The following is a 23,864-nucleotide window of genomic DNA, read 5'->3' on the forward strand; positions in this document are numbered from 1 at the left end:
GGCGCAAGCCGCTTAGCGATGGCGCCTCCAGGTCTGCGAAGGCAGCTCACCAAAGCGTTTGCGATAGGCCTCGGAGAAGCGCCCCAGGTGCATAAAGCCATGGTCCAGTGCCACCTCCGTCACGCTGCGCGCGGTAGTCAGTTGCAAACGCGCATGCACCCGCTCCAGCTTGCGCTGGCGTACATAATCACGGGGCGACAGGCCCACCTGGCGTTCGAACAGGCTGTACAGCGAACGCTCACTGACCTTGGCCACCGCCATCAACTGCTCGATGCTGATGTCCTCGCCCAGATGTCCCTCGATAAACTCGCGCACGGCCTCAAAACCGCCGCCTTGCGCCGCCTGGGGAACCACCCGCAACACATTGCTGGCCAGCAGCGCCAACAGCTTATTGGCCACAATCCGCTCATACAGGCCCTGCACCTCAGGCTCGGCGGCGTTTTCCGCCTCATGGCAGATCAGCCCCAGTAACTGCAGAAAACCGTCCATCTCACTCAGCGCCCGGCGTGCATCCGCAAAGCGAATACCCGGCTGCGGCAGCGTCCAGTGCTGCGCCAGGCAAGCGTTTTCCAACAGACGCACCGGCAACTTGATGATGAATTTTTCGCAGTCGGCGGAATAGGTCAGGTCCACCGGGTCATCCGGGTTGATCAGCAAGATCTCCCCCGGTCCGAAGACCTGCTCCCCGCCCCGGGAATTGGAGCGGCAGTGGCCTGTCAGCAGGATCTGCAAGTGATAAATGGTTTCCAGCGCCACCGACGTGACCCTGACCGGCGCGCCATAGCTGATACGGCACAAGTCCAGGCTGGAAAACGTCCGGTGACTGATACTCGCCATCGGCCGGCCCTTGGGCGGCAGGCGGATACAGTGGCTGCCCACATGCTGGTTGACATAGTCCGACACAGCATAGGCATCGGCGCCCTGGAAAATCTGGCTGCGCTCACTCAATAGCACGGTCATGGTGCGCCTCTTTATCGTTATTGGCCTCAGGCTGAGGCGTGATGCCGCGACCGTCCAATATGGATAAGGTCTGACGGGATACCTGGGAGGTATGGTCGGCTTTGCGTGGGGCGATAATCCGCACTAGGCCGGGCATCATGCGGCGCACGACCGCTTGGGGGGGCGACATGTCTTGATACGTGTTCCGTAGCGCCTTAGATCAGAAGTGCGCTCATGGGACGTGCTGCCACTTTTTATAAACGGGCGCGGGTTGCGGCCTTCGAGGTGGATTAGTCCCGGCCCTCGACAAGCGGGGTCAATATCTCCAGAAAACCGGAGTTACGAGTACCAACACCGTCAGGATTTCCAACCTTCCCAGAAGCATGCCAACGGTCAGTAGCCATTTTGCGGCATCCGGTAATGATGAGAAGTTACCGGCCGGGCCAATGATTGTGCCAAGCCCCGGCCCGACGTTACACACCGCAGTAGCGGCACCGCTCAACGCGGTTGTCCAATCAAGCCCGATGAGCGCCAGGCCCAAGGCAATCGCGGCAATCGTGATAGTGAAGAAAAACGAGAAGGTCAATAGCGAGCGCACGATCTCTTCGTCGATGGGATGGCCGTTGTATTTTTTCTGAATCACGGCTCGAGGGTGGATCAACTGCTTCAAGCTACTGACCAGTAGAGCGGCAGCCACCTGAAAACGGAAGATTTTAAGCCCGCCGGCAGTGGAGCCGGAACAACCACCCACGAACGTCAGATAGAAAAACAGCAAGACCGCGAAGCTGCCCCACAAGGTGTAGTCGCCAACAGCAATTCCGGTGGTCGTGACCACCGAGGTCACGTTGACTGCCACGATACGAAACGCATCCCACCACCCGTAATCGCTGTGAAAATACAGCCAGGTGCCCACGGCCAGCGATGTGACAAGCAAGAATCCAATAAATCCGCGTACCTGGTGATCCTTGATCAGCGCACGCCGATTACCCCGCAATGTGGCGACGTACAAGGTAAACGGCATACTGCCCAGAATCATGATGGCCACTGCCACCCAGTGAATCGTTGGTTGTGTCCAATGCCCGAGTGAGGCATCGGAAGTTGAGAACCCGCCGGTAGAGATCAACGACATTGCGTGGTTGATCGCGTCAAATGGCGTCATTCCAGCGAGCCAGAGCGCGATTGCGCCGATGCCAGTAAGCCCGCAATAGAGCAGCAGGATGTACTTGGCGCCCACATGGGAACGCGGCGTCATTTTCTCTGACCAGTCTGAGGACTCTGTCTGGAACAGCCGCATGCCACCCACTCGTAACAGTGGAAGGATCGCCACCGCCATGCCAATAAATCCTATGCCTCCCAACCAATGCAGCATGGAGCGCCAGATCAACAAGCCGGGAGATGAGGTGTCCAGGCCACTGAGTACAGTCGAGCCGGTGGTTGTGATGCCAGACATCGTTTCAAAAAACGCGTCGGTGTAACTGATGTCAGTGATGAACAGCATTGGCAACGCTGCGAAGGTGCACACCACCACCCAACTGCCCGTCGTCAGCAGGTACATATCCCTCGGGCGAAGCTGACCAGTATCCGGGCGCCCCCGGACGACCAACAGGAGGCCACAGATGAGGGTAATCAAACTCGACCAGAGAAATGCCGACAGATCGTCGCTACGGCCGTAGACCACCAGCGTGATCATGGGAATAGCCATGCTTATGGCCAGCGTGACCAGAAAAATGCCTAAGATAAATCCAATAAGCCGAATTGCTGCGAGGGACATGAGGAGCGTTCCAAATTATCACCGCGCAGTATTCGATGCCGAACCTGGAAGCTCCGTAAATTTTGCGTAAAATTTTCACGAGCAAGCCGTCAGACTGCGTGCGTCAAAGACAGCTTTTGGCCCAGAGCAATTCAACCAGCAGCATGCTGCCAAACCGGTATGACCTCATCACGTAGCCGGGTACCCGATTCGCTTAAAGCGTCTGCATTTCAGTCGTCATTATTATTTTCCCATTTAATAACGAGAAAGCTCGTTGTAAAGATAAAAAATTATCTGTATTGCCAACATTCAAAACTAGAATCGACCATCCAATTCGCTAGAGGCGAATAGATCAAGGAAAGACATTTCTTAATATTACAGAGCGAAGCACGAATAATTTAGTTAGGCTGGTCCTGTTTTGAACGTATACAACAGGATGTGCCGTGTGAAGCCCCTAGCGACAAACCCAAGATTCGCCATTGTCTTAGCTGTTTTTTATACACTATCAATGGTTCTTGCGGCCAAAGTAACTTACCTGATGATTTTTTCCCATGAATTCCTGGCCAGCGAAGGCCGCAAACGAACAACGCGAATGATTGAAACGATCCCCGTTCGCGGGACTATATTCGACAGATTCAGTCAGCCGTTGGCAGTTTCCACACCGGTGAGCACCTTGTGGGTAAACCCTAAACAGTTTGACCCAACAAATCAGCAAGCAGCACTACTCAAAGAACATCTTGACATCAATGAATCGCTAACAAAAAACCTAACACTAAACACTCAAAACAAATCCTTTGCCTATTTGGCCAGAAGGATTGATCCCCAGCTGGCGAACACGATAATGGAACTATCTATTCCTGGCGTTTATGAACGCCAGGAATACAAGAGATACTACCCTCAATCCTCGATGCTTGCTCAGTCAATAGGCTTCACCAATATTGACCAGAAAGGTATCGAAGGTATCGAATTAATGTATAACCATAAACTTTCTGGCCTGCCTGGCATAGAAGAGCACACGTTAAACCTACACAAGCGAGCCACTCGTGAAATCGTTGTGCACAAACCCTTTACTCCGGGAGACAATCTGCATTTGACGATTGACTCCACACTTCAACATTACGTTGAAAAAGCACTACTGAAAGCCCTCATGAAAAATGCAGCCAAGTCTGCAAGTGCGATCCTTATACACGCTAAAACAGGTGAGATATTAGCACTCTCTACAATGCCCTCCTTTAATCCCAATGCACGCAAAAGCTTCAACGCGGAGCTTATTCGAAATCGCGTTTTCACTGATGTGTATGAGCCCGGCTCAGTGATAAAACCATTCAGTATGGCAGCCGTTCTGACGGCTAAAATAATTGACAAAGACGCCATTATTCAAATAGCACCAGGATTCGTAAAGATAAATGGATATACCATTAGGGATGTAGGCAGAGACAGCCAATTGGATTTGGCGGGAATTATCCGCCGCTCTTCAAATGTTGGCATGAGCAAGGTCGCGATTCCGACAGGTGGAGCAGTCATCTCGCAATTGCTTACTGAGTTGGGATTCGGAATCAACACAGCTATCTACTTCCCCGGAGAAAGCGTCGGGACTGTTCCAGTCAACCGGGTGTGGTCCGACATTGCTACAGCGAGCCTCTCATACGGATACAGCTTGTCTGTCAACTTGGCACAACTGGCTCAAGCCTATACCGTCTTTGCGAATGACGGGAATCTAGTTCCACTATCAATAATCAAAGGCGAGGCAAAGCCCTCACGCAACGTCATAAGTCCGGAGGTCGCCAACAGTGTTCTGAGCATGATGGTGCAGGCCGTGGATGGCCCTGGAGCAGGTGGAAAGCGCGCAGCCATCGACGGTTATACAATTGCAGGCAAAAGCGGCACGTCACGCAAGGCATCCAGCGGCGGATATCAAAACAATAAATATAGAGCCATGTTCGTAGGTATCGCTCCGGCCAACGCGCCGGAATTCATAATGGCCGTAATCGTAGATGAACCCACTGCCGGAGGCTATTTCGGGGGAGCTATTGCAGCACCGATTTTTAAGGAGGTCCTTGAAGACGCTCTTCGGATCAGAAATATTCCGAGTGATGAGCGTCGTTCTACTCGCGCCACGCCTGGGCGTGCTGGGGCCCCATCGCCCGCGATGTTTACGACGCCTATACACTCGCAGCCACTATTGCGAGCCCATATACCCGCAACGGGTTGAACGCTCAGTCTGAACTTGGCAGTAAGCTGGGTTCCCAATGGGCGGCTTCCGAGTGCAGCTCGATGATCATTGCTCGGAGGCCATTTCTCGCAGCAACGCGGCTCGCGATGAAACGGCAACAGTCCCTAGAGCTGAAAGCGCGAGATGTTCTCTCGCAATGTCACGCTGGTGCGTGCCAATCCTTCGCTTTCCTGCTGAGCGCTGCGGAAGGCTGCAGCGGATTGCTCGGCGCTTTCGCTGACGGTCACGATGCCCCGGCTGATCTGCTCGGCAACGGTACTCTGCTGCTCGGCGGCAGCGGCGATTTGGTGGTTCATGCCGTTGATCCGCTCGATCATGGTGACGATCGTGCTTACCGCGTCACCGGCCTCGGAAACGCCGGACACCGACTGCGCACTGGAGTGCTTGCAGCGTTGCATATGCTGCGAGGTCTCATCGGCAATTTTCTGCAGACTGGCGATCAGCCCCTCAATCTCTGAGGTGGCCTTCTGGGTACGCTGTGCCAGGCTGCGCACCTCGTCGGCTACCACCGCGAAGCCGCGTCCGGCCTCACCAGCACGGGCAGCCTCGATGGCAGCGTTGAGCGCCAGCAGGTTGGTCTGGTCGGCCACCGACTTGATCACTTCAAGCACGCCGCCGATATTGCCGGTTTCATTCTTCAGCCGGCCCATGGCCATGTTGGACTGTTCGATTGTCTCGGCCAGTTCGCCGATCATGTTCACGGCATCTTTGGCCTTCTGCTGGCTGTACAGGGCCGCACTATCGGCCTCGCTGGCGGCACTGGCGGCGGATTCGGCATTGCGCGCGACATCCTGCACGGTGGCGGCCATTTGGTGAACGGCGGTGACGATCTGCTCGACTTCGCACTGTGCCACAGCCACGCTTTCGGCGTTTCTCAAGCTCGATTGGCTAAGCTCCTGGCTGGATTCGGCCACGGTTTGTGAGGACAGGTTTATGCCCTTGGTCATGTCCCGCAGGTTCTCCTGCATGCTCAGCAAGGCGGCCATGATGCTGGCTTGTGGTGGCTCAATCGTGCGCTCGCTAGCGCGCAAATCGCCCTGGGCAACCCGTTGGGCGAGCTGGTTGAGTTCACTCGGTTCGGCACCCAGCGCGCGCAGCAGGTTGCGGCTGATGACGTAGCCCAGTACCGCCGCTAGCAAGACGGCCAGCGCCGTAATGGCGAGCAGCAGGTTGCGTTGTGACAGATAATTTGCGTCATTTTCGCTGACCTGCAGGTCTGCCTTCTGGTTGGTGTAGCGCAGGTATTCGCCAATTGCCCGGGTCAGCTCGGCCAGCAATGGTGTGCACTGCTCGCTGACCATGCGCATGGCCTCATCGTTTTCACCCTTGAACAGGTGTTCGGCAATGGTGTGCGCTACCGGTTTGTAGCGGCTCTCGACCTGCTCGATGGTTGAGAACAGCTCACGTGATCTGGGCGACACATCATCATGGGTATCAATTGCCTGGCGTAGCGCGGCGAGGCTGCTGGCCACCGTTTGTTCGTTAAGGGCAATCGCGCCCCGCTGCTGTCCTCTCGCAGTGACATTGCTGTTCAAGGCGATGTTACGCAGGGCAATCGCGCGCTGGGCGGCGGCGTCGTTCAGTGTGTTGGCCAGGCGGGTACGTGCATCAACGCCATTAACGTAGAGAAAAAAATCCTTATTGCTGTTAGCCAGGGCGTACAGCGAGATCGCGGCGATCAGTAACATAAACGCGACCAGGCTGGCATAGCCGGCATAGAGACTGGTGCGTGTAGAGAACCGGAGAGTGTGCGATGGCATGATGTACCTGCGTAATGAGAGGAGCAATTAAGGGACACCTGCAAGGGTATGTATTCGCCCCTGGTCCGCATCCTGCGCAGGTATTCTTTTGTTCATCGGCAACGAGTAGCGGCGTTGTTTCCTGGCCAGCGATACTTGTACAAGAATTTAATCCTGTACAACTCTTGTACAGATATATTTGGATGATGTCGTCATGACATCACTCAATCCCGATGAACGGTTAGCCACCTCCGGTTTCTGACAGGCGCAAGAAATAGAGGCCGGGCTGACTGTCGCCAACGTCAGCGATAGCTCGAAAGCGCTCCTTTCTCTGACAACATCGCCCTAGCCCGCGCTCAACCCCCACAACACATCCAACACATGCTGCGTCGGCCGCTCGACGTCCCCACCACGGTGGGCAATACCGAGTTGACGCCACAATAAAGGCTGCAATGGCCGCATGACGATCCGGGTATCGGGCAATGGCGTGGAGGCTTCATGGGGCAACAACGTCGCACCGTAACCGGCCGCCACCAGGCTTTTGATCGCATCGTTGTAGTTCAGTTGAATACGCGGCGTGGGCCGGCGTCCATCACTGGCGAACCACTCCGAGGTCAAGCGCGAAAGCCGAGTAGTGTTGTCATTCAGAATCAATGGCTGAGCGGCCAGCCAACCAGGGCTCACAACCTCCGGGCATTCCCAGCGCGCTGGCAAGAAAGCCATGACCGGGTCCCGCCGCCATGGTTCGATCCGCAATGCCTTCACCGGGGTCTGTGGCAGCGCGACCAGGCCAATCTCCAAAGAGCCCTCGGCAAGCTTCTTCAAGGTTTCCTGCGACGTGAGTACCGCGACCTGCACATCAATAGCGGGATGGCGTTGGCTCAAGGTCTCCAACGCTTGCGGCAACAACTGCGCGATAGCCCCTGTGGAGGCACCCAGCCGCACGCGCCCGGCCAAGCCCTGCACCTGACGCTCCACATCCTCAAGCGCCTGCTCGGCATCCGCCAACAGCCGCCGCGCGCGGTCCACCAGGGTTCCTCCTATCGCCGTAGGCTGCACGCGCCCACGCGTGCGCGACAACAGCTTGCCGCCAACCCGCGACTCCAGGTCGGCGATATGCAAACTCACCGTGGGGGGGGCCAGGTGTAACGCACGGGCCGCCTCGGCAAACGAACCCAGGTCGGCAATGGCCACCAACGTGCGCAGACGGTCCAGGCTGATTTCGCGCATGATCACTCATCCTTCAGAAAAACTGAATCTCATCGTTTAGAAATTCAACTTTTCCTATCTTAACCCCGCGCTGAAGATTGGAACTCCTGATTTCCTATGTCCGAGAGCATTCCATGGCAAGCCCCCTTGTATTCATCGACGGCGACCAAGGCACCACCGGGTTGCAAATCCATCAACGTCTACGCGACCGGACCGATCTGCGGCTCATCACGCTCAGCCCCGAACACCGCAAGGACCCGCAACGTCGCGCCGAAATTATCAACGCCTGCGACATCGCGATTCTCTGCTTGCCCGACCAAGCCGCACGCGACGCCGTAGCGAGCATCGAAAACCCCGCCGTTCGGGTGATCGATGCGAGTTCGGCGCACCGCACTCATCCAGACTGGACCTATGGTTTTGCGGAGATGAACTCACAGCAGGCCCAGCACATCGCCCTGGCGCGGCGGGTCAGCAACCCCGGTTGCTATCCCACGGGGGCGATAGGGTTGCTGCGCCCATTGCTGGAGGCCGGGTTGCTGCCCAGGGACTTCCCGACGAACATTCATGCGGTGTCGGGCTATTCCGGAAAAGGCCGCGTCGGCGTGCAAGAGCATGAGGGAGAAGGTGCGTCACAGGCGCCGTCGTTTCAGGTTTATGGCCTGGGGCTGGCACACAAACATATTCCGGAAATTCAGCAGCAAAGCGGTCTGACGGAACGGCCGATGTTTGTGCCGGCCTATGGGGCTTTTCGTCAGGGGATCGTGCTGACCATACCGTTGCAACTTCGGTTGTTGGCGCCGGGCGTGGATGCGCTGCGGTTGCATGCGTGCCTTATGCAGCACTACATCGGTGCGGAGCATGTACAGGTGATGTCGATGCAAGAGTCAAAAGAGTTGACGCACCTTGATCCTCAGGCGCTTAACGGGACGGACAGTTTGCGCTTGGTGGTGTGTGAAAATGATGAGATGGGGCAGGTTTTGTTGGCTGCGGTGTTTGACAATCTTGGGAAGGGAGCCGCTGGAGCGGCGGTGCAGAATCTGGACTTGATGGTTGCAGGAAGCCGTTTGCAATCCAGTCGGGCTTGGGGTTAAACGGTCGTCCACGACAGGTAGCAATCGGCCCATAGCTGCCGGTCAGCGGCGGCAGAATTCAGCCAATAGGTTGTACGGACCGCCCTCCCTATTCAGGGCGAATCAGATGGGGAGGGTCACGTAAACTTCGATATCGAATCTGGCAGAGGTGGCCACGAGGATAAGGGGTCTGCAGGCGCTACAACAACTGAGGAGCTCAAGTTCGCGAGGCCAGTTTCGATCAAGAACAGCTGGTCCCGCGTGATTCGTAGATCAACGCTTTATGGCATCACACTTGTTACGCAAATTACTATCTTGAATGTTGCCGCAGCTTTGGCCATTGACTTTGGCATTGCAGAAAGCACGTTGATCGTTGTCACTAATATTGCCGCAACTTTGACCGTTCATTTCCGCCGAGCAACTAGCCCGAAGGTCGTTGTCGTGGATATTACCGCAGCTTTGGCCATTGACTTTGGCATTGCAGTAAGCACGTTGATCGTTGTCACTAATATTGCCGCAACTTTGACCTTTCATTTCCGCCGAGCAACTAGCCCGAAGGTCGTTGTCGTGGATATTGCCGCAACTTTGACCATTGGTTTTGGCCTCGCAATACGCGCGTTGATCGCTGTCGCCGATGTTGCCGCAACCGGCATGAGCGTAGGTACTCAACATCAATAACAACGCAATGATAACTCTCATCACTCTCTCCATGTGTGTCAGGAAATAGCCTGACGCTGACTGATCAAAAATGATCTGTGAACGGCCCCGGGTTTCGTAGACGCTCTTGGTGTCCGTTTTTGGCCGGTAGAGGTCGCCCGTGAGCGGCAGCTATCAGCGAAACGCAGCCGTTCACTGCCTATTGCGGCCATTGCTCAAGCAATATCGAGACGAATTTTTCCGCCGCTGGCGAAAGTGATGATCCGCGGCGGTAGACCAAGCCCAAAGAGCGGTTCACAACCGGTTCGATCAACGGGACGCTGACCAAGGTGGGATGATCTTCCGCCGGCATGGACAGGCTCGGCATCGCCGAAACCCCCAGGCCGGCCTCCACCAGGCCCAGAGAAGTGGAGAGATGCTGCACTTCGTAGAACCATTGCGGCCGCCAACTCAAGCCAGAAAGGGCGTGATCGAGCAGCATGCGGTTCCCGCTCAGGCGCCCTACCCCAATAAGACGGTAATCGCTCAGTTCAGACCAAGTGACCGCACTGCGCCCAGCCAATTCATGATCGCGCCGGCACGCCAGTACAAAAGGTTCGCTGACCAATGGCACGAACTCAATGTCCGGATGCTGCCCACTCATCATGTTGATACCGAAGTCGGCCTCCCCCCGCAGTACCGCCTCAAGCCCCTCATTGGCACTCAAATCCAGCAGACGGATCCGGATTTTTGGGTAGCGCTCGTTGTACAGCCGAATGACTGAAGGCAAGAAATAGAATGCGGCAGTTGGGATACACGCCAGGGTTACCCGGCCAATCTGGCGCTCGGCCAGTTCACGGATATTGAGAATCGACTCATCGAAGTCATCCAGCAACCGACGCGCCTTTGGAAGAAAGTCACGGCCGACGCTCGTGAGGCTGACCTTGCGTGTGGTGCGATCCAGTAAAGAGGTGCCCAACCCCTCCTCCAGTTTTTTTATCCGCCGACTGAGTGCAGGTTGAGACAGATGCAAGGCATCAGCTGCTTCGTGAAAACTGCCAAGTTCGGCAATTTTCACGAAAGATCGAATGTCGTTCAGCTCATAGTCCATGTCTTATCTCATCAGCAGCAGGCACCAGAAGAAAACCCAGCGTAAATTTATCATTCGCAAAACGCAATAATCTCTTCAATCTTTGCATTTGATAGATTTTTTAAAGCTTGAGACTCTTGCCCCAAGAACATCAATTGCGTCGATTGATTAACAAGAGTCAGCATCATGCAAAGAATTCCCTGTGTGCTTATGCGCGGTGGCACCTCTAAAGGCCCGGTTTTTCTTGACTGGGACTTACCGGCAGCCATTGAGGCCCGTGACGAACTGCTGCTCAACCTGATGGGCTCCGGCCACGAGCTGGAGATCGACGGAATCGGCGGTGGCAGCCCGCAAACCAGCAAGGTGGCGATTGTCAGCCCTTCGCTGCACCCGGACGCAGACGTTGACTACCTGTTCGTTCAAGTGATGGTTTCGCAACGCCGGGTCGACAGCGCGCCCAACTGCGGCAACATGCTGTGCGCCGTCGGCCCGTTCGCCATCGAACAGGGCCTGGTCAAAGGCACACCGGGCCGCACCCGTGTGCGCATTCGCAACGTAAACACAGGGACTTTTATCAACGCCGACGTGTACACACCGGATGCCAAGGTCAGTTACGAGGGCGACACCGCCATCGATGGTGTGCCGGGTACGGCAGCGCCGGTGCAACTGACGTTCCTCGATGCGGCTGGCAGCAAGACCGGCAAGCTTTTCCCTACCGGCAATAAGCAAGACGTGATCGACGGCATTGCAGTGACCTGCATCGATATGGCCATGCCCATGGTGCTGATCGAGGCCAGTCAACTGGGCAAGCGTGGCGATGAAAGCCCGGCAGAACTGGACGCCGATAAAGACTTCCTGCGGCGCCTTGAGTCATTGCGGCTTAAGGCAGGCCTGGCCATGGGCCTGGGTGATGTCAGCGACAAAGTGATACCAAAGCCGGTGCTGGTCTCGCCCGCCAAAGCCGGCGGTACGATTCAGGTTCGCTATTTCATGCCACATAACTGCCACCGCGCCCTGGCCATTACCGGCTCGATTGGGTTGGCCACCGCGTGCGTGATAGAGGGCAGCATCGTCGCGCAGATGCTCGGCGGGATCAGTACGCCGCGCCTTGAAGCGGTGCGTATCGAACATCCGAGCGGCGGGATTGATGTCGTATTGTCCTACACCGGCGTCAACGATGAGACAATTCAAGCGTCCGTCGTACGCACTGCGCGCAGGCTTTTCTCTGGTTATGTCTACGCCACAAACGCTCAACGCCTGGCCGGGTAATTCCGGTGGTCGTTGGCGCTTTTGCATCCGCACAATTCTAAAAATGGGTGATGCCATGAAAGTTGTTAAATCGCTCTACTTCCAGATTCTCTGCGCCGTGATGCTGGGCATCATAGTTGGGCATTTCTGGGCTCAGCAGGCCATCGCGCTCAAACCACTGGGTGATGCGTTCATCAAGCTCATCAAAATGATGATTGCTCCCGTGGTGTTCTGCACCATCGTCACCGGCATCGCCGGGATGAGCGACAAACGCTCGCTCGGCCGCCTGCTCAGCAAAACCATGCTGCTGTTTTTCGGCCTCACGGTGATCAGCCTGATGATCGGCCTGGTGGCGGTGTACGTGTTCCAGCCAGGTGCCGGCATGAACATCGATCCCAGCCAACTGAGCACCAAGGGCTTGGCCCAGTACACGGAGTCGGCCGCGAAGCTTGGGGTTGTGGAGTTTTTCATGCACATCATCCCGGACACTTTTATCGGTGCCTTCAGTAAAGGGGAAGTGCTGCCGGTGCTGTTTATCGCGGTGTTGTCCGGCTTCGCCCTGTCCTCCCTGGGCGAGCGTGGCAAGCCAGTACTCGACGTGCTCGAATCGGCTTCGCAGATGGTGTTCAAGATCTTCGCTTACCTGATGCGTTTTGCTCCGATCGGCGCCTTTGGCGCCTTGGCGTTCACCGTCGGCCAGTACGGCATCACTTCGCTGGGTTCGCTGGCGAAACTGATCATGACCTTGTACATCGCCTGCGGCTTCTTCGTGTTCGTCGTATTGGGCAGTATTTGCCGGGCCAACGGTTTCAGCCTGTGGAAACTGCTGCGCTACTTGCGCGAAGAGTTCCTGGTGGTACTCGGCACCTCTTCCACGGAACCCGTCATGCCGCGCATGTTGGAGAAACTCGAAGCACTGGGTTGCAAAAAAGGCGTCGTGGGCCTGGTACTGCCCACAGGCTACTCGTTCAACTTGGACGGCACGGCCATCTACCTGTCATTGGCGGCGATTTTCATTGCCCAGGCCTGCAACATTGACCTGAGCTTTACGCAAATCATCACCATGCTGGCGATCATGCTGCTGTCCTCCAAAGGCGCGGCCGGCGTGACCGGCAGCGGGTTCGTGGCACTGGCCTCGACCCTGACGGTCATTCACGACATCCCGCTGGCCGGCCTGGCGTTACTGATCGGCGTTGACCGCTTCATGTCTGAAGCGCGGGCCCTGACCAGCCTGGCCAGTAACGCGGTCGCGACCGTGGTGATTTCGATGTCTGAAAATGCCTGCCACCGAGAAACGCTGACGCGGATGCTCGACGCAAAACCCGATGAGGCAACAGCCTGGGAAGACCTGAAGGTCGCCAAACGCGTCTAGCGTAAACCGCAAACACCTGACTTGACTGCCCCCCTCCCCGCCAGGCGCCATTGTGCCGCCTGGCGGGTCAGGGCTCGTGCGTCTCGGCGTCAGCCATTCTTACGATAACAACAAGAGAATCGTCCTATGCTCGCTTTCCTTGGCTTGGCCATGGTGGTCGTATTCACCTTCCTCATCATGACCAAGCGCTTGTCGCCAATCGTCGCGCTCACCGTGGTGCCTATCGTCTTCGCCGTGATTGGCGGTTTCGGCGGCACCACCGGCAAAATGATGCTCGACGGCCTGAAAATGGTTGCACCGTCTGCCGCGTTGCTGCTGTTTGCCATCCTGTTCTTTGGCCTGATGATCGACGCGGGGTTGTTCGACCCACTGATCCGCAAGATCCTCAAGCGCGTCAATGGCGACCCGATGAAAATCGCAGTGGGCACGGCCCTGCTATCCTTGCTGGTCGCGCTCGACGGCGACGGCACCACCACCTACATGATTACCTGCGCGGCGATGTTGCCGCTGTATAAACGCATCGGCATGAACCCGATGATCCTGGCGACCATCGCCATGCTGTCGTTGAGCATCATGAGCGGCATGACCCCTTGGGGCGGCCCCGCGACACGGGCCATCGCCGCGCTGGGCCTGGATGCCGGGGAATACTTCGTACCGTTGCTGCCGACCATGATCGGCGGCGCCATGTGGGTGGTCTTCACCGCCTTCCTACTGGGGCGAGCCGAGCGCAAGCGTATCGGCAACGTGCAACTGCAAAGCGGCGGCGGCGATTGCTACATCAACGCGATTCTTGAGGACACCCCTCACAAGCGTCCGAAGCTGGCCTACGTCAACCTGGTGCTGGTGATTGCGGTGATGGTCGCCCTGGTCCTGGGCCTGATGCATTCGGCGATCCTGTTCCTGATCGGCTTTGTGCTCGCGCTGATGATCAACTACCCGCAATTGGACATTCAGAAAGAACGCATCCTGGCGCACTCGGGCAATGCCATGACGGTGGTGCTGCTGGTATTTGCCGCAGGGATCTTTGCCGGGATTTTTTCCGGCACCAAGATGGTCGACGCCCTGGCGCAGACCCTGGTCGACTGGATCCCACCCTCCTGGGGCCACCTGTTCCCGCTGGTGGTTGCGATCACCAGCATGCCGCTGACCTTCGTGCTGTCCAACGACGCCTACTACTTTGGCGTGGTACCGATCCTGGCCAATGCCGCCGCGGCATACGGCATCGACCCGGTGGAAATCGCGCGGGCCTCGATCCTCGGGCAACCGGTGCACCTGATGAGCCCACTGGTCGCCTCGACCCTGTTGCTGGTGGGCATGGTCGACCGTGACATCGGCGACTTCCAGAAAGCCACCGTCAAATGGGCGGTGCTGACCTCCCTGGTCGTTACCGCCCTGGCCTTGCTGACTGGGGCCATCAGCCTGTTTACCTGAATCATCTTCCTGCTGCCGTTCAACGCGCCTCGCTCACGGGGCGCGTGTTGCCCTGCACCCCGAATAACAACAACGAGACGTTTGCCATGAACCCTATGTATTCCCGTCGGGCCCTTTTTTGCGCGTTCGGCCTGGTCCCCCTCGCCGGTGCCAATGCCGAAGGCTTTATTGACGACAGCAAACTCAAGCTGCAACTGCGCAATGTGTATTTCAACGAGAACTTTCGCGATGAGCACGGCATGAGCGCACGCGCCGCGAGAACGGCCAAAAGCGAGCGCACCGAGTGGGCCCAGGGATTCCTGCTGGACTATCAGTCCGGGTTCACCGCCGGCACCCTCGGCCTGGGCATGGATGCCCTGGGGCTCTATGGCGTGAAACTCGACTCAGGCCGCGGGCGCAGCGGCACGGGGCTGCTGCCGGTTCACGATGACGGCCGCGCAGCCGGTGAATTTGCCAGTGCCGGTGCCACCGCAAAAGCCAGGTTCGCCAAAACCATCGTCAAGTACGGCACCTTGCTGCCCAAGACGCCGGTGCTGATTTACAACGACGCACGCTTGTTGCCCCAGACCTACCAGGGCACCCAGGTCAGCAGCAACGACATCGAGAACCTGACCGTCACCGGTGGGCACCTGGACCGTTTCAAATTACGCGACTCCACCGACAGCGTACCGATCGTGCCGGATGGCTACAGCGGCGAAAAATCAGGGGATTTCAACTACGCCGGTGCTGAATACAAATGGGGCAAGAACACCCGGCTGAGCTATTTCTACGGTGAACTGGAAAACTTCTACCGACAGAATTTCGCCGGCATCCAGCACGACCTGCCGTTGGCCGGAGGCGTGCTGACCGGCGACCTGCGTTACTTCAACAGCGTTGATGGCGGCTCGGCCTACGCCGGCAAAATCGACAATGACATGCTCAGCGGCCAATTGTCCTACGCGATCGCAGGCCATACGTTCGGCGGCGGCTACCAGACCCTGCGCGGCGATGCCGGTTTGCCCTACATCAGCGGCGCCACCGTGTACTCGTTCAGCAACGCCGGTATCGGCAAGTTCATCGAGGAAGATGAGAACACCTGGATGCTCAACTACGGCTACAACTTCGCCGCCGCTGGCGTGCCGGGCCTGACCTTCTCCACGCGCTACCTGAGCGGCAATGACGGCAAGTCCACGAGCACGGTCAAGGAATGGGAGCGTGACGCCGAGCTGGCCTATGTTGTGCAAACCGGCACGTTCAAGGGCCTGGGCATGCGCATGCGCAACTACGTCTACCGCTCCGAGTTCTCCCGGGGCCGTGACAGCAACCGCCTCTACCTCACCTACGACATCGCACTCTGGTAGCTCGTTGGGCATTCGTCTTTGCCAAAAACGGAGCTTCCCGACCGGCCACAAGCATTTTATCGCCTGTGGCTGCGGAAACCGTCGTAGTTACGGTGCTACGTCAGCGCCGGACAGCTGGGTGATCAGTGCCACCGTAAGGTAAAGCCTCGGAGCAATGCTCGACAGCTCGATGTATTCGTCATCGGCGTGCAATCCGGCACCGACGACACCCATCGTCTCCAGCACAGCCGGTTTCGCGCTCCCTGGCATATATGCGTAGCCCGCATCGGTGCCAAAGCGCATGGCGATAGGCTCAATGTTGCGGCCTATTTTTTTGTAAAGCGCTTGTGCGGCTTTCGCCAGTTGTTCGGAGCCCGGATTCTTGGCCAGCGGTGGGCGACCCTTTTCCAGGCGCAATGTCACTTCAGTGCCATCGATGAGTTTATTCGCAGCGATGCGTTGGGCGTCGGCGAGTACGCGGTCAGTTTCACTCAGATCGGCGTAACGCATATCTGCCTCGGCCGAGGCGCTGGAAGGAATGATGTTGCGTTTCTCGCCGCCTTTTATCAACGTCCAGTTGACCGTGGTGCCTTTGGCCGGATCGCCAAGGTCCTTGAGTTGCAACATCTGGTGCGCGAGTTCCATGGCCGCGTTGTGCCCGGCTTCAGGGGCAGAACCAGCATGCGAAGACTTGCCCTTCACGTCGAGAAACACGCCGTTTATGCCGTTGGTAGCGACGGTTACCGCGTCCCTGTCCGGTGGCTCGTACGAGAACACATAGTCCTGATGACGAGCGAGCTCGGCGATGATTTTTTTCGAACCCGCAGAGCCGGTTTCTTCATCGGGATTGAACAGCACTGTTAGGGTACCGAAATCCTTGAACTTCTGATCCTGCAGTATCTGCAATGAATGCAGAATCATCGCGACGCCACCTTTGGCGTCAGCAACACCGGGACCATAGGCGCGCTCGCCGTCGAGCTTGAACGGACGTTTCGCCGCTGTACCTGGCCCAAACACCGTGTCGTAGTGGACCATCAGCAGAAAGTTCTTGCTGCCAGTGCCTTTGAGCGTGCCCACGATGTTGTCGCCCGCGGAGGGGGTCGCAGGGGTCGTGGTGACTTCAGCACCCAACCCCTTGAGCCGCTCAACTAACATCGCGCTGACAGTTTTCAGGCCGAGCCCATGGCCGGTTCCGGTATCAATGTCCACCAGCTCTTTGACGGTGGCAAGATAGGCTTTTTGTTCGGCCTCGGCTTTTTTCAGCAACTGGGGGGCCAAATCCGTAGCAAACGCGGTACAGGATAAGAATGAACACGCGAGCGCGGCGGCGATGGATGAACGTCGGATAAGCATGCTGTCTCCTTCAGATCATTGCTAATTTAAGCCCCATCTTTACCCCATAAATTTCGTCAACGCCACCTATCGCTGCGGGCGTTCACGCAGGCAATGCTGGTTACCAGCAATAGTTTCTCTATGAATGCCAACACAGAATTGACCCATGTGCTGACGCATGACTAACCCACCTCCTTATCGGTACAAATCCATTAAGGGCAACGGTTTTCGAGGCGTCAGACCGGGTCAGCAATATCTCGGGAACTGGGTCAATTCGACTTCGGTGCCAATACGAGGTCGACTTTTTCAACAAAATCGGACGATTGCGGTCCTTCGTAATGGGTAACTATCGGCCAATAGGGGACAGTCACCGAAACACCCAATCAGCGCCCTTCGGACTGACACTGGGCGCGCAAACCAAGATCATTGATTCCATTGCAATCGCTGCTGCGGCCGCTCTGCTTAGCACTGCAATAGGCTCGCTGGTCCATATCATTGATGCCATTGCAAGAACCACCTCCCACCTCTCCGCTGCACTGCGCACGCAAGTCCATATTATTGATGCTATTGCAATCGCTACCGCGGCCGCTCTGCCTGGCAGCGCAATAAGCTCGCTGGTCCATATCATTGATGCCATTGCAAGAACCACCTCCCACCTCTCCGCTGCATTGCGCACGCAAGTCCATATTATTGATGCTATTGCAATCGCTGCCGCGACCACTCTGTTTGGCACTGCAATAGGCCCGCTTGTCCATATCATTGATGCTGTTGCAACCGGCAAACGCGTAACCGCTGAACATCAACAACATCGCGAGAATCAGTTTCATTTATCACTTCCTTTGGCTTGCCAGGAAACAGCCTGGCGCTGGGTGATCCTGTTTCAATAAACACCAGAGTGCGCCATCAAATTGACATTATTTGAAGAAAAAGTTCCGGAAGCGGATTGAGGGTTTCTGCAGATCAGCAGAACGTCGTCCTAATTTCACAATCACTCGATTACGACATGCCATGGAAACGCTGATTGTTCTGTTTAGCGGGTTTGGCTACTGAGTTCCGCGCCCGCATACAAATCCTACCCTGTGGTCGAATTGCTTCGAGCGTCCGCTTTGGGCCGAGGCTGTGTAAAAACGTTTTTGAGCGCGCCAGGTGCTCAAAACCGGACTGGAAATCGCGTTTCTACGCGAAATCCACATCTGCAGACGTGCCGATAAATTTCAGATTTAACGTAGACGCGCACACTTCAATTTTGGCGAAGCGTTTTTACACACTCTGGGTCGAAAGCGGTCGTCTATGACTGCCTGCTTTTGGCCGATCGCTGCCGGTCATGAGGGGCAGCATTCGGCCAAGAGCCGACAGTGACCAAATCGTTACGAGCAGCCCATCGACTGCTCAAGGTCGCACGCTCGCTTACGGACCTTGAACAAATCGACGGGATCAGACGCAAACACTTGGCCGAGGGGCTGCAATATCGGCCGACAATGCTCCAGCCGGTCTCACCCCTTGCTCAGATCAACCAACGGCGTCTGCCGCACCTCAGTCTCCCGCCCATCCTGAATCTCGCTCACCCGCTTCAAGGCCTTGTCCACCGCCACCTTATCCGCCAACAAGCTGTAGCTGATGCGGAACTGCTTGTGTTCCTTGGGCCCAATTGTCGGTACCAGGTTCAGTGGCCGCTGATAACGGCGGTTGTAGGAATAACTTGTCCCCGGCTCCAGCCCCGTGACATAGCCCTGGCCTTGGGTATCGGTGTTTTTCCACAGGGAAAACACGGGCAATGTCTGGGTGTTGAAGCCGACCGAAACGCCCAGGCTGCTGGCCTTGTTGTGCAACACGGTCAACGTGTCGCCCTTGGCATCGGCATACGGCACCACGTTGTAAACCGTTTCGTCGTAGTCCCTGGTCGGTGCGCGGTAGGTTTGCCAGTCGGGCAGATCGCCCTTGGCCTTGTCGTTGAACGGCGACACCTGTTTAACCGGCGCGGCGAAACGGGCGCCCTGCTCCAGGAACGGGGTGCTGAAGTTGCTGTGATACAGCGCCTGGTATTCCTTCGGATAGTCGCCGTTGTTAGTCAGGGTGTCGTTGAGGGTGAACACGACGCTGCCGGGTTCGGTGACCAGTTCGGTCGCGACCGAGAAATCGACCTTCTTGAACGCCTGCTCTTTCAGTTCGCCACGTAGGGTGATGGCGTACGGTGGTTTTTCATCGATATGCAGGGTGACTTTGTTCGCAGGAATGTTGGCGGCCCGACCGTGCAGGGTCAGCAGCTCGCCGTTGTCGATGCCTGGGTGGCCGACCCATTCGTATCCGCAGCGGGTGACCAGCTCATTGAAACCTTCCAACCAGCCCAGACCACCGCGGCCATTGAGCTCGATGAAGGACGGATTGACCACTTCCTTGACCGGCGAATCCCAGCCCATGCGCACATTGCCGACCGAGGCCTGCAAGACGTTCATTCCGCGAGTCGGCACTACCGAGAGTTTCATCGTGCCGTTATCGATGTCGACGATGCTGACGCCCTCCTGCCGACCGCCGTGCAAGGTGCGCAGGGTAACGCTGAAGGGTTTGTCGGTTTTTAGTCCGAGTTGCTGACTGGTGATCTGCCAGTTCTGGGCAGCTTTGTCGGTGTCGAGCAGAACGTAATCCCAAGCCACGGCGTGGGAGGCAGCGGACAGTGCGCTGAGGGCAACAAAGAGTTTGAGCGGGGTCATGGCGGCAGCCTTTCTTGGAGTTGTGCCATTTTTATAAACTTGATGAAACGCTTCAGCAAGCTAAAAATCGACCCAACGCCGACGAAGTTGGCAATGCAGCGGCCAGTGCAGTTTGAGATCACTGAGCAAACACGGTTAGCTCTCGTGGCCTGCATACCTCAGCCCCTCTATCCACTCTTCAATACACTCGTATCGGCAAAGGCTGGGTGAAAGCCATAGGCCTTGATATAGATCCGTCCCCTTTTTCTTTTTTGCGGCGTTGTGAAAACGTCTGCTCAGGCCTGGCTGATATCCAGCAATCGAGGCATGGCAATCGCCAGATAATCCTGCGTATCGAGCACCATCGACGCATCCAGCCGCCCCGCGTTGAAGGCTATTTCAGCGTAGCCTGTGGTCAAGGCCGGATCGACGATCAATTGAATCCGCTCATCGAAAACAAAAGGAGGGATGGCGCCGATCCGGCACCCGGTCAGGTCCATGGCGGTTTCGGCCTTAACCAGCTCGGCTTTTTTCCCACCCAGGGCCGCTCCGACTTTCTTCATGTCCAGCTTCTGGTCGCCCGGCAGTATCACCAGTGCATAGGGTCCGGCCTGCCCCTTGAGGGAGCAAAGCATGGCCTTCGCGCCTTGGCCGGGCTCGGTGCCACGGATTTCGGCGACGCGCGCCGACTGGCCCTCGGCATCGTGCATCAACACCCGGTAGGAGGCTGAGCGGGCATCGAGTAGTGCCACGAGGCGATCGAACATGGGATGCATGGAGTTTTCCTCTGGTTTACAGGAGCAGGTCGTAGGACAGTTTGCTGATCAGAATCACCAGCAACACCAAGAATAGAGCCCGGACAAAGGGCACGCCTTTATGAACCGCCAGCCAGGTGCCAGTGAGCGCGCCCAGGATGTTGAATGCCGCCATGGGGATTGCGATCAGGTAGAGCACGTTACCCGTCGGAATGAAGAACATCAGTGCCGCTACGTTGGTCGCGATGTTCACTAGCTTGGCCGATGCCGAGGCATGAAGAAAGTCGAAGGCGAAGCAGCGGATAAACAGGAAGATCAGGAAGCTGCCAGTACCGGGGCCGAACAGACCATCGTAGAAACCGATGGCACCGCCGATGACGATCGCCAGCAGTTTTTCCTTGGTACCGATACGCATGGGTTTGTGCAGGGCGCCGAAATCTTTTTTCCAGAAGGTGTAGATCGCCATCAATACAATCAACACCAGCACCGCCGGCCGGATCATCGACTGGGGCACGAACGACACCGTGGCGGCTCCGAAGAAGGCCATGACAAAAGCCGCGCAGGCCGCGGGGATCACAAGCCCCCAGTCAATCACCACCTTGCGCACGAAGGACCGAGCCGCGAATGCCGTGCCGCAGGCGGCCGCAACCTTATTGGTACCCAGCAACGCCGCCGGTTGAGCGCTGGGTAGCACGTTGAACAGCGCGGGAATCTGGATCAGTCCGCCGCCGCCCACCGCCGCGTCGATCAGGCCGGCGGCGAAGGCGAACACGCAAAGGATGACAATATCGACCATGAAATCAGGCTCTGACTATGTAGGGTTGATGAGGGTCCAGCGGCACCACGCGTGCCGGATCATTGACCCCGAAGACACGTAACATCCAGCGGTCACGGCCGTCGTAACGGGGTGTAAAACCATCCCGGGCATGCAGGGTTTGCTGGTTCTTGAAGATCAGCATGTCCCCTGGTTGCAGCAGTATGTGGTGCACGACATCGGGATGATTGGCGGCGGCGGCGAACAGTTGGAGGGCAAACTGCGCATTGGCGCAGGTCGTTTCGACACTCGCTTTGTTGTAGCGGCAATACAGGCCATCGTTTGCGCTTCTGTACAGCAAGGGGACGTTTTCCAGCACATTCCCCTGCTTGCCGAAGGAGGCCGGTCGGCGAACGGTGAAGTTCGGTCGTGACAATTCTTCTTCGACGCAGGCCGGCAGAATGGCCAGCACCTCGTCAATTGCGACGATGCGCGTCGGCACGTCGAGCTCGCAGCGCAGGCCGGTCAGGGACAGGTACTCCGGACAGGCCGACAACTGCGAGACTGGCTCGCAGGTCAAAGGCAAGTGAGGGTTGTCGACATGCATGTCCAGATCCGCGCGCGAGCCATAGGAACTCTTTTCGGTCTCTCGCTTATGCTTGGGCGATACGTGACGGAACACCGTGTCGTTGCTCTCACCGTCGTACGCCAGCGGATGGGTTTGCAGAGTTTGCAGCACGGACAAAATAGCCCCGGCCAGCGTCGGCACGTTCTCGATACCCGGCTCCAGGTCATAGGGCGTGGCGGGCAGTTGCGGGTCCAGCGGCAGCCCCCTGATGATCATCGCCACTTCAGGGGCCTGTGGAAAGTTGCGCAGCTGCTGGATTTTCTCGGTGCACAGGACACTTTCCAGCAACAACCCCAGGACCGGCATGTGGCGGATACCCGAGGCGCTATCGGTCACGTCCAGCGATGCCAGACCGGCCTGAAGTGTGCGTTGTTCTTCGAGCGACAGATGAATTTGCGGTATCTCCCGTCGGGTCGACGTCACTGAATTTTGTTCCTGCCATTCATGAATTACTTCATCAACACCCGCTGCGGCTTTCCCGATTACTTCTTCCAGCTTCGACACGTCCTTGCGCTCCTGTTTGCCCCATCCTTGTGGGTTGAACGGGAAGGTTAACGGAAGGACCTTTTTTGTGTTGCAATGCCACGTTGTGAAAAATGCAATGAGGTGGAGAGTGGCATTGAATATGTTGGGGGAACTTGAAGCCTTCGCGACCGTGGCTCGCAAGCGCAGCTTCGTCGCCGCGGCACGGACTCTGGGGCGCTCCCCCAGCGCACTGACCCGTGCCGTTCAAGCCCTGGAGGAAAGTGTGGGGCTCAAGTTGTTCCATCGCTCGTCCAATGCCGTGACCTTGACCGAAGCGGGTGAATGCTTATTGCCCCACGCGTACAAAATGCTCGATCTGCAACGTGAGGTGGATGAAGACCTGGCCGGTCTCAGCGGCCTGGCCTCCGGATGGATCCGTTTTACCGCCCCCGAGGTTCTCGGGCACGGAGTATTGCCCCGGTTGATCGCGCAATACTGTGAGCGTTATCCGGACGTTAACATCGATGTGATTTTCACCGATGAGATCATCGACCCGGCCAAGAGCAAGCTGGACTTCTCGATTCGCGGTGCCTTCCCACAATCCAGCGACTTGATCGGCTTTGCGCTCTGGAGTTACTCACGTTATCTGTATGCCAGCCCCGACTACCTGGAGCGCAACGGCATGCCCGACTCCATCGAGGCACTGGAGTCGCATTCGCTGATCCTGCATACGGCGCCACGGATTCTCAAGGAGTGGAATTTTCGCAGTGAAGAGCAGGCCATCAGCTTTCGGGTGCATCCAAAATTTCGTTTCAGCTCCGGTATGGCGGTATTCCAGGCAGCCCTGGCGGGCGTCGGGATCGCCCGCTTGGCAGATTGGATGGCGGAGCCCGCAGTGGATGCGGGACGCCTGTTTCGGGTTTGTCCTGAGTACAAGCTCACCTCCAGCAACGGTGAGAGCCCACAGATGCACGCGGTATACCCGGCCGGAAATTTGCCAATGCGGGTGAAGGCCTTGATGGAGATGATCCGCGGCTTAGGTGAAAGCCTCGAATGTAAACGCGGCTCAGCACTAATATGAGGTTACGGGGCGTTCAGCCGTGTCCGCTCACTCTGCAGTTGATCAGACCTGACACGCTGAACCCCACCCTAGGCTACCGCAGACGAGCATCGACAAGATGCTACGCCGAGGATTTTGTATTAGATC

The 23,864-nt window shown here is 57.1% G+C and carries 19 protein-coding genes and 2 pseudogenes; 9 read left to right on the forward strand and 12 right to left on the reverse strand.

The genetic code is table 11. From position 1 onward, the window contains the following. Window positions 1-12: 12 nt before the first annotated feature. The gene (locus tag HBR94_RS22930) at window positions 13-960 is read right to left on the reverse strand and encodes an AraC family transcriptional regulator (RefSeq protein WP_170045589.1); all 948 of its coding nucleotides are present in this window, start codon (window positions 958-960) and stop codon (window positions 13-15) included. A gap of 295 nt (window positions 961-1,255) precedes the next feature. Further along, window positions 1,256-2,710: a TrkH family potassium uptake protein gene (locus HBR94_RS22935; protein ID WP_169960286.1), complete on the reverse strand. Its 1,455-nt coding sequence runs from the start codon at window positions 2,708-2,710 to the stop codon at window positions 1,256-1,258. Between the two features lie 424 nt (window positions 2,711-3,134). Here HBR94_RS22935 and HBR94_RS22940 point away from each other — a divergent pair, with 424 nt between their 5' ends. After that, a complete protein-coding gene (locus HBR94_RS22940; protein WP_170045590.1) occupies window positions 3,135-4,901 on the forward strand; it encodes a penicillin-binding protein 2 in 1,767 nt (588 codons plus the stop codon). Window positions 4,902-5,026: 125 nt separating this feature from the next. On the opposite strand, the gene HBR94_RS22945 is transcribed toward HBR94_RS22940, so the two are convergent. Both HBR94_RS22945 and HBR94_RS22950 read right to left on the reverse strand, forming a co-directional pair. Then, window positions 5,027-6,682: a methyl-accepting chemotaxis protein gene (locus HBR94_RS22945; RefSeq protein ID WP_170045591.1), complete on the reverse strand. Its 1,656-nt coding sequence runs from the start codon at window positions 6,680-6,682 to the stop codon at window positions 5,027-5,029. 324 nt (window positions 6,683-7,006) lie between these two features. After that, the gene (locus HBR94_RS22950; RefSeq protein ID WP_170045592.1) at window positions 7,007-7,891 is read right to left on the reverse strand and encodes a LysR family transcriptional regulator; all 885 of its coding nucleotides are present in this window, start codon (window positions 7,889-7,891) and stop codon (window positions 7,007-7,009) included. A gap of 113 nt (window positions 7,892-8,004) precedes the next feature. On the opposite strand from HBR94_RS22950, the gene argC reads away from it, so the two are divergent. Beyond that, entirely contained in the window at window positions 8,005-8,961 is a 957-nt protein-coding gene (gene argC / locus HBR94_RS22955) for an N-acetyl-gamma-glutamyl-phosphate reductase (RefSeq protein WP_057438425.1), read from the forward strand. Window positions 8,962-9,213: 252 nt separating this feature from the next. Here argC and HBR94_RS28775 read toward each other — a convergent pair whose 3' ends face one another. Together HBR94_RS28775 and HBR94_RS22965 are read right to left on the reverse strand one after the other, a co-directional pair. Continuing rightward, window positions 9,214-9,639 (reverse strand): hypothetical protein, encoded by a 426-nt coding sequence (locus tag HBR94_RS28775; RefSeq protein ID WP_057959715.1) that lies wholly within the window; start codon window positions 9,637-9,639, stop codon window positions 9,214-9,216. A 157-nt stretch (window positions 9,640-9,796) separates the two neighbouring features. Continuing rightward, window positions 9,797-10,687, reverse strand: coding sequence for a LysR family transcriptional regulator (locus HBR94_RS22965; protein WP_057438424.1), 891 nt, complete (start codon window positions 10,685-10,687; stop codon window positions 9,797-9,799). A 165-nt stretch (window positions 10,688-10,852) separates the two neighbouring features. Here HBR94_RS22965 and HBR94_RS22970 point away from each other — a divergent pair, with 165 nt between their 5' ends. The 4 genes from HBR94_RS22970 to HBR94_RS22985 all read left to right on the forward strand — a co-directional run bounded on the left by HBR94_RS22970 (window position 10,853) and on the right by HBR94_RS22985 (window position 16,057). Beyond that, on the forward strand, window positions 10,853-11,935 hold the full coding sequence (locus HBR94_RS22970) for a 4-oxalomesaconate tautomerase (RefSeq protein WP_120733013.1): 1,083 nt from the start codon (window positions 10,853-10,855) through the stop codon (window positions 11,933-11,935). A gap of 43 nt (window positions 11,936-11,978) precedes the next feature. Next, on the forward strand, window positions 11,979-13,286 hold the full coding sequence (locus HBR94_RS22975; protein ID WP_170045620.1) for a dicarboxylate/amino acid:cation symporter: 1,308 nt from the start codon (window positions 11,979-11,981) through the stop codon (window positions 13,284-13,286). A gap of 126 nt (window positions 13,287-13,412) precedes the next feature. Next, complete coding sequence (locus HBR94_RS22980; RefSeq protein ID WP_057959717.1) at window positions 13,413-14,717, forward strand: citrate:proton symporter; 1,305 nt, start codon at window positions 13,413-13,415, stop codon at window positions 14,715-14,717. Window positions 14,718-14,803: 86 nt separating this feature from the next. Beyond that, window positions 14,804-16,057, forward strand: a complete 1,254-nt coding sequence (locus HBR94_RS22985; RefSeq protein WP_170045594.1) for an OprD family porin — start codon at window positions 14,804-14,806, stop codon at window positions 16,055-16,057. An 87-nt stretch (window positions 16,058-16,144) separates the two neighbouring features. On the opposite strand, the gene HBR94_RS22990 is transcribed toward HBR94_RS22985, so the two are convergent. Further along, window positions 16,145-17,389 (reverse strand): M20/M25/M40 family metallo-hydrolase, encoded by a 1,245-nt coding sequence (locus HBR94_RS22990; protein WP_170045595.1) that lies wholly within the window; start codon window positions 17,387-17,389, stop codon window positions 16,145-16,147. 362 nt (window positions 17,390-17,751) lie between these two features. Beyond that, entirely contained in the window at window positions 17,752-18,195 is a 444-nt protein-coding gene (locus tag HBR94_RS28780; protein ID WP_233098331.1) for a hypothetical protein, read from the reverse strand. A gap of 537 nt (window positions 18,196-18,732) precedes the next feature. Here HBR94_RS28780 and HBR94_RS23000 point away from each other — a divergent pair. Then, window positions 18,733-18,840 (forward strand): annotated as a pseudogene (locus HBR94_RS23000) (hypothetical protein); the annotation flags it as partial. 21 nt (window positions 18,841-18,861) lie between these two features. Here HBR94_RS23000 and HBR94_RS23005 read toward each other — a convergent pair. Continuing rightward, the gene (locus HBR94_RS23005) at window positions 18,862-20,076 is read right to left on the reverse strand and encodes an aldose 1-epimerase family protein (RefSeq protein WP_170045597.1); all 1,215 of its coding nucleotides are present in this window, start codon (window positions 20,074-20,076) and stop codon (window positions 18,862-18,864) included. A 99-nt stretch (window positions 20,077-20,175) separates the two neighbouring features. Between HBR94_RS23005 and HBR94_RS28990 the strand changes: the two are divergent. Next, window positions 20,176-20,303: pseudogene (locus HBR94_RS28990) on the forward strand (integrase); the annotation flags it as partial. 48 nt (window positions 20,304-20,351) lie between these two features. On the opposite strand, the gene HBR94_RS23010 reads toward HBR94_RS28990, so the two are convergent. Genes HBR94_RS23010 through HBR94_RS23020 form a run of 3 tightly spaced genes read right to left on the reverse strand, consistent with a single transcriptional unit; the run spans window position 20,352 to window position 22,696 of the window. Then, on the reverse strand, window positions 20,352-20,831 hold the full coding sequence (locus tag HBR94_RS23010) for a YbaK/prolyl-tRNA synthetase associated domain-containing protein (RefSeq protein ID WP_081044254.1): 480 nt from the start codon (window positions 20,829-20,831) through the stop codon (window positions 20,352-20,354). A gap of 16 nt (window positions 20,832-20,847) precedes the next feature. Then, on the reverse strand, window positions 20,848-21,606 hold the full coding sequence (locus HBR94_RS23015) for a TSUP family transporter (protein ID WP_032859412.1): 759 nt from the start codon (window positions 21,604-21,606) through the stop codon (window positions 20,848-20,850). A 4-nt stretch (window positions 21,607-21,610) separates the two neighbouring features. Then, the gene (locus HBR94_RS23020) at window positions 21,611-22,696 is read right to left on the reverse strand and encodes a TauD/TfdA family dioxygenase (RefSeq protein ID WP_057959720.1); all 1,086 of its coding nucleotides are present in this window, start codon (window positions 22,694-22,696) and stop codon (window positions 21,611-21,613) included. A 109-nt stretch (window positions 22,697-22,805) separates the two neighbouring features. Here HBR94_RS23020 and HBR94_RS23025 point away from each other — a divergent pair, with 109 nt between their 5' ends. Beyond that, window positions 22,806-23,738: a LysR family transcriptional regulator gene (locus HBR94_RS23025; protein ID WP_170045598.1), complete on the forward strand. Its 933-nt coding sequence runs from the start codon at window positions 22,806-22,808 to the stop codon at window positions 23,736-23,738. Window positions 23,739-23,864: the final 126 nt, after the last annotated feature.

Origin of the sequence: Pseudomonas sp. WS 5412 (assembly GCF_012985615.1) — a bacterium.
Classification (GTDB): Bacteria; Pseudomonadota; Gammaproteobacteria; order Pseudomonadales; family Pseudomonadaceae; genus Aquipseudomonas; species Aquipseudomonas shahriarae.

Excerpts from the sequence above, each read along its gene's own strand:
- HBR94_RS22930 (WP_170045589.1), bottom strand. The coding sequence starts at position 960 with ATGACCGTGCTATTGAGTGAGCGCAGCCAGATTTTCCAGGGCGCCGAT.
- HBR94_RS23010 (WP_081044254.1), bottom strand. The coding sequence starts at position 20,831 with ATGCATCCCATGTTCGATCGCCTCGTGGCACTACTCGATGCCCGCTCA.
- HBR94_RS28775 (WP_057959715.1), bottom strand. The coding sequence starts at position 9,639 with ATGAGAGTTATCATTGCGTTGTTATTGATGTTGAGTACCTACGCTCAT.
- HBR94_RS22935 (WP_169960286.1), bottom strand. The coding sequence starts at position 2,710 with ATGTCCCTCGCAGCAATTCGGCTTATTGGATTTATCTTAGGCATTTTT.
- HBR94_RS28780 (WP_233098331.1), bottom strand. The coding sequence starts at position 18,195 with ATGAAACTGATTCTCGCGATGTTGTTGATGTTCAGCGGTTACGCGTTT.
- HBR94_RS22950 (WP_170045592.1), bottom strand. The coding sequence starts at position 7,891 with ATGCGCGAAATCAGCCTGGACCGTCTGCGCACGTTGGTGGCCATTGCC.
- HBR94_RS22975 (WP_170045620.1), top strand. The coding sequence starts at position 11,979 with ATGGGTGATGCCATGAAAGTTGTTAAATCGCTCTACTTCCAGATTCTC.
- HBR94_RS23005 (WP_170045597.1), bottom strand. The coding sequence starts at position 20,076 with ATGACCCCGCTCAAACTCTTTGTTGCCCTCAGCGCACTGTCCGCTGCC.
- HBR94_RS22965 (WP_057438424.1), bottom strand. The coding sequence starts at position 10,687 with ATGGACTATGAGCTGAACGACATTCGATCTTTCGTGAAAATTGCCGAA.
- HBR94_RS22945 (WP_170045591.1), bottom strand. The coding sequence starts at position 6,682 with ATGCCATCGCACACTCTCCGGTTCTCTACACGCACCAGTCTCTATGCC.
- HBR94_RS22985 (WP_170045594.1), top strand. The coding sequence starts at position 14,804 with ATGAACCCTATGTATTCCCGTCGGGCCCTTTTTTGCGCGTTCGGCCTG.
- argC (WP_057438425.1), top strand. The coding sequence starts at position 8,005 with ATGGCAAGCCCCCTTGTATTCATCGACGGCGACCAAGGCACCACCGGG.
- HBR94_RS23015 (WP_032859412.1), bottom strand. The coding sequence starts at position 21,606 with ATGGTCGATATTGTCATCCTTTGCGTGTTCGCCTTCGCCGCCGGCCTG.
- HBR94_RS22970 (WP_120733013.1), top strand. The coding sequence starts at position 10,853 with ATGCAAAGAATTCCCTGTGTGCTTATGCGCGGTGGCACCTCTAAAGGC.
- HBR94_RS22990 (WP_170045595.1), bottom strand. The coding sequence starts at position 17,389 with ATGCTTATCCGACGTTCATCCATCGCCGCCGCGCTCGCGTGTTCATTC.
- HBR94_RS22980 (WP_057959717.1), top strand. The coding sequence starts at position 13,413 with ATGCTCGCTTTCCTTGGCTTGGCCATGGTGGTCGTATTCACCTTCCTC.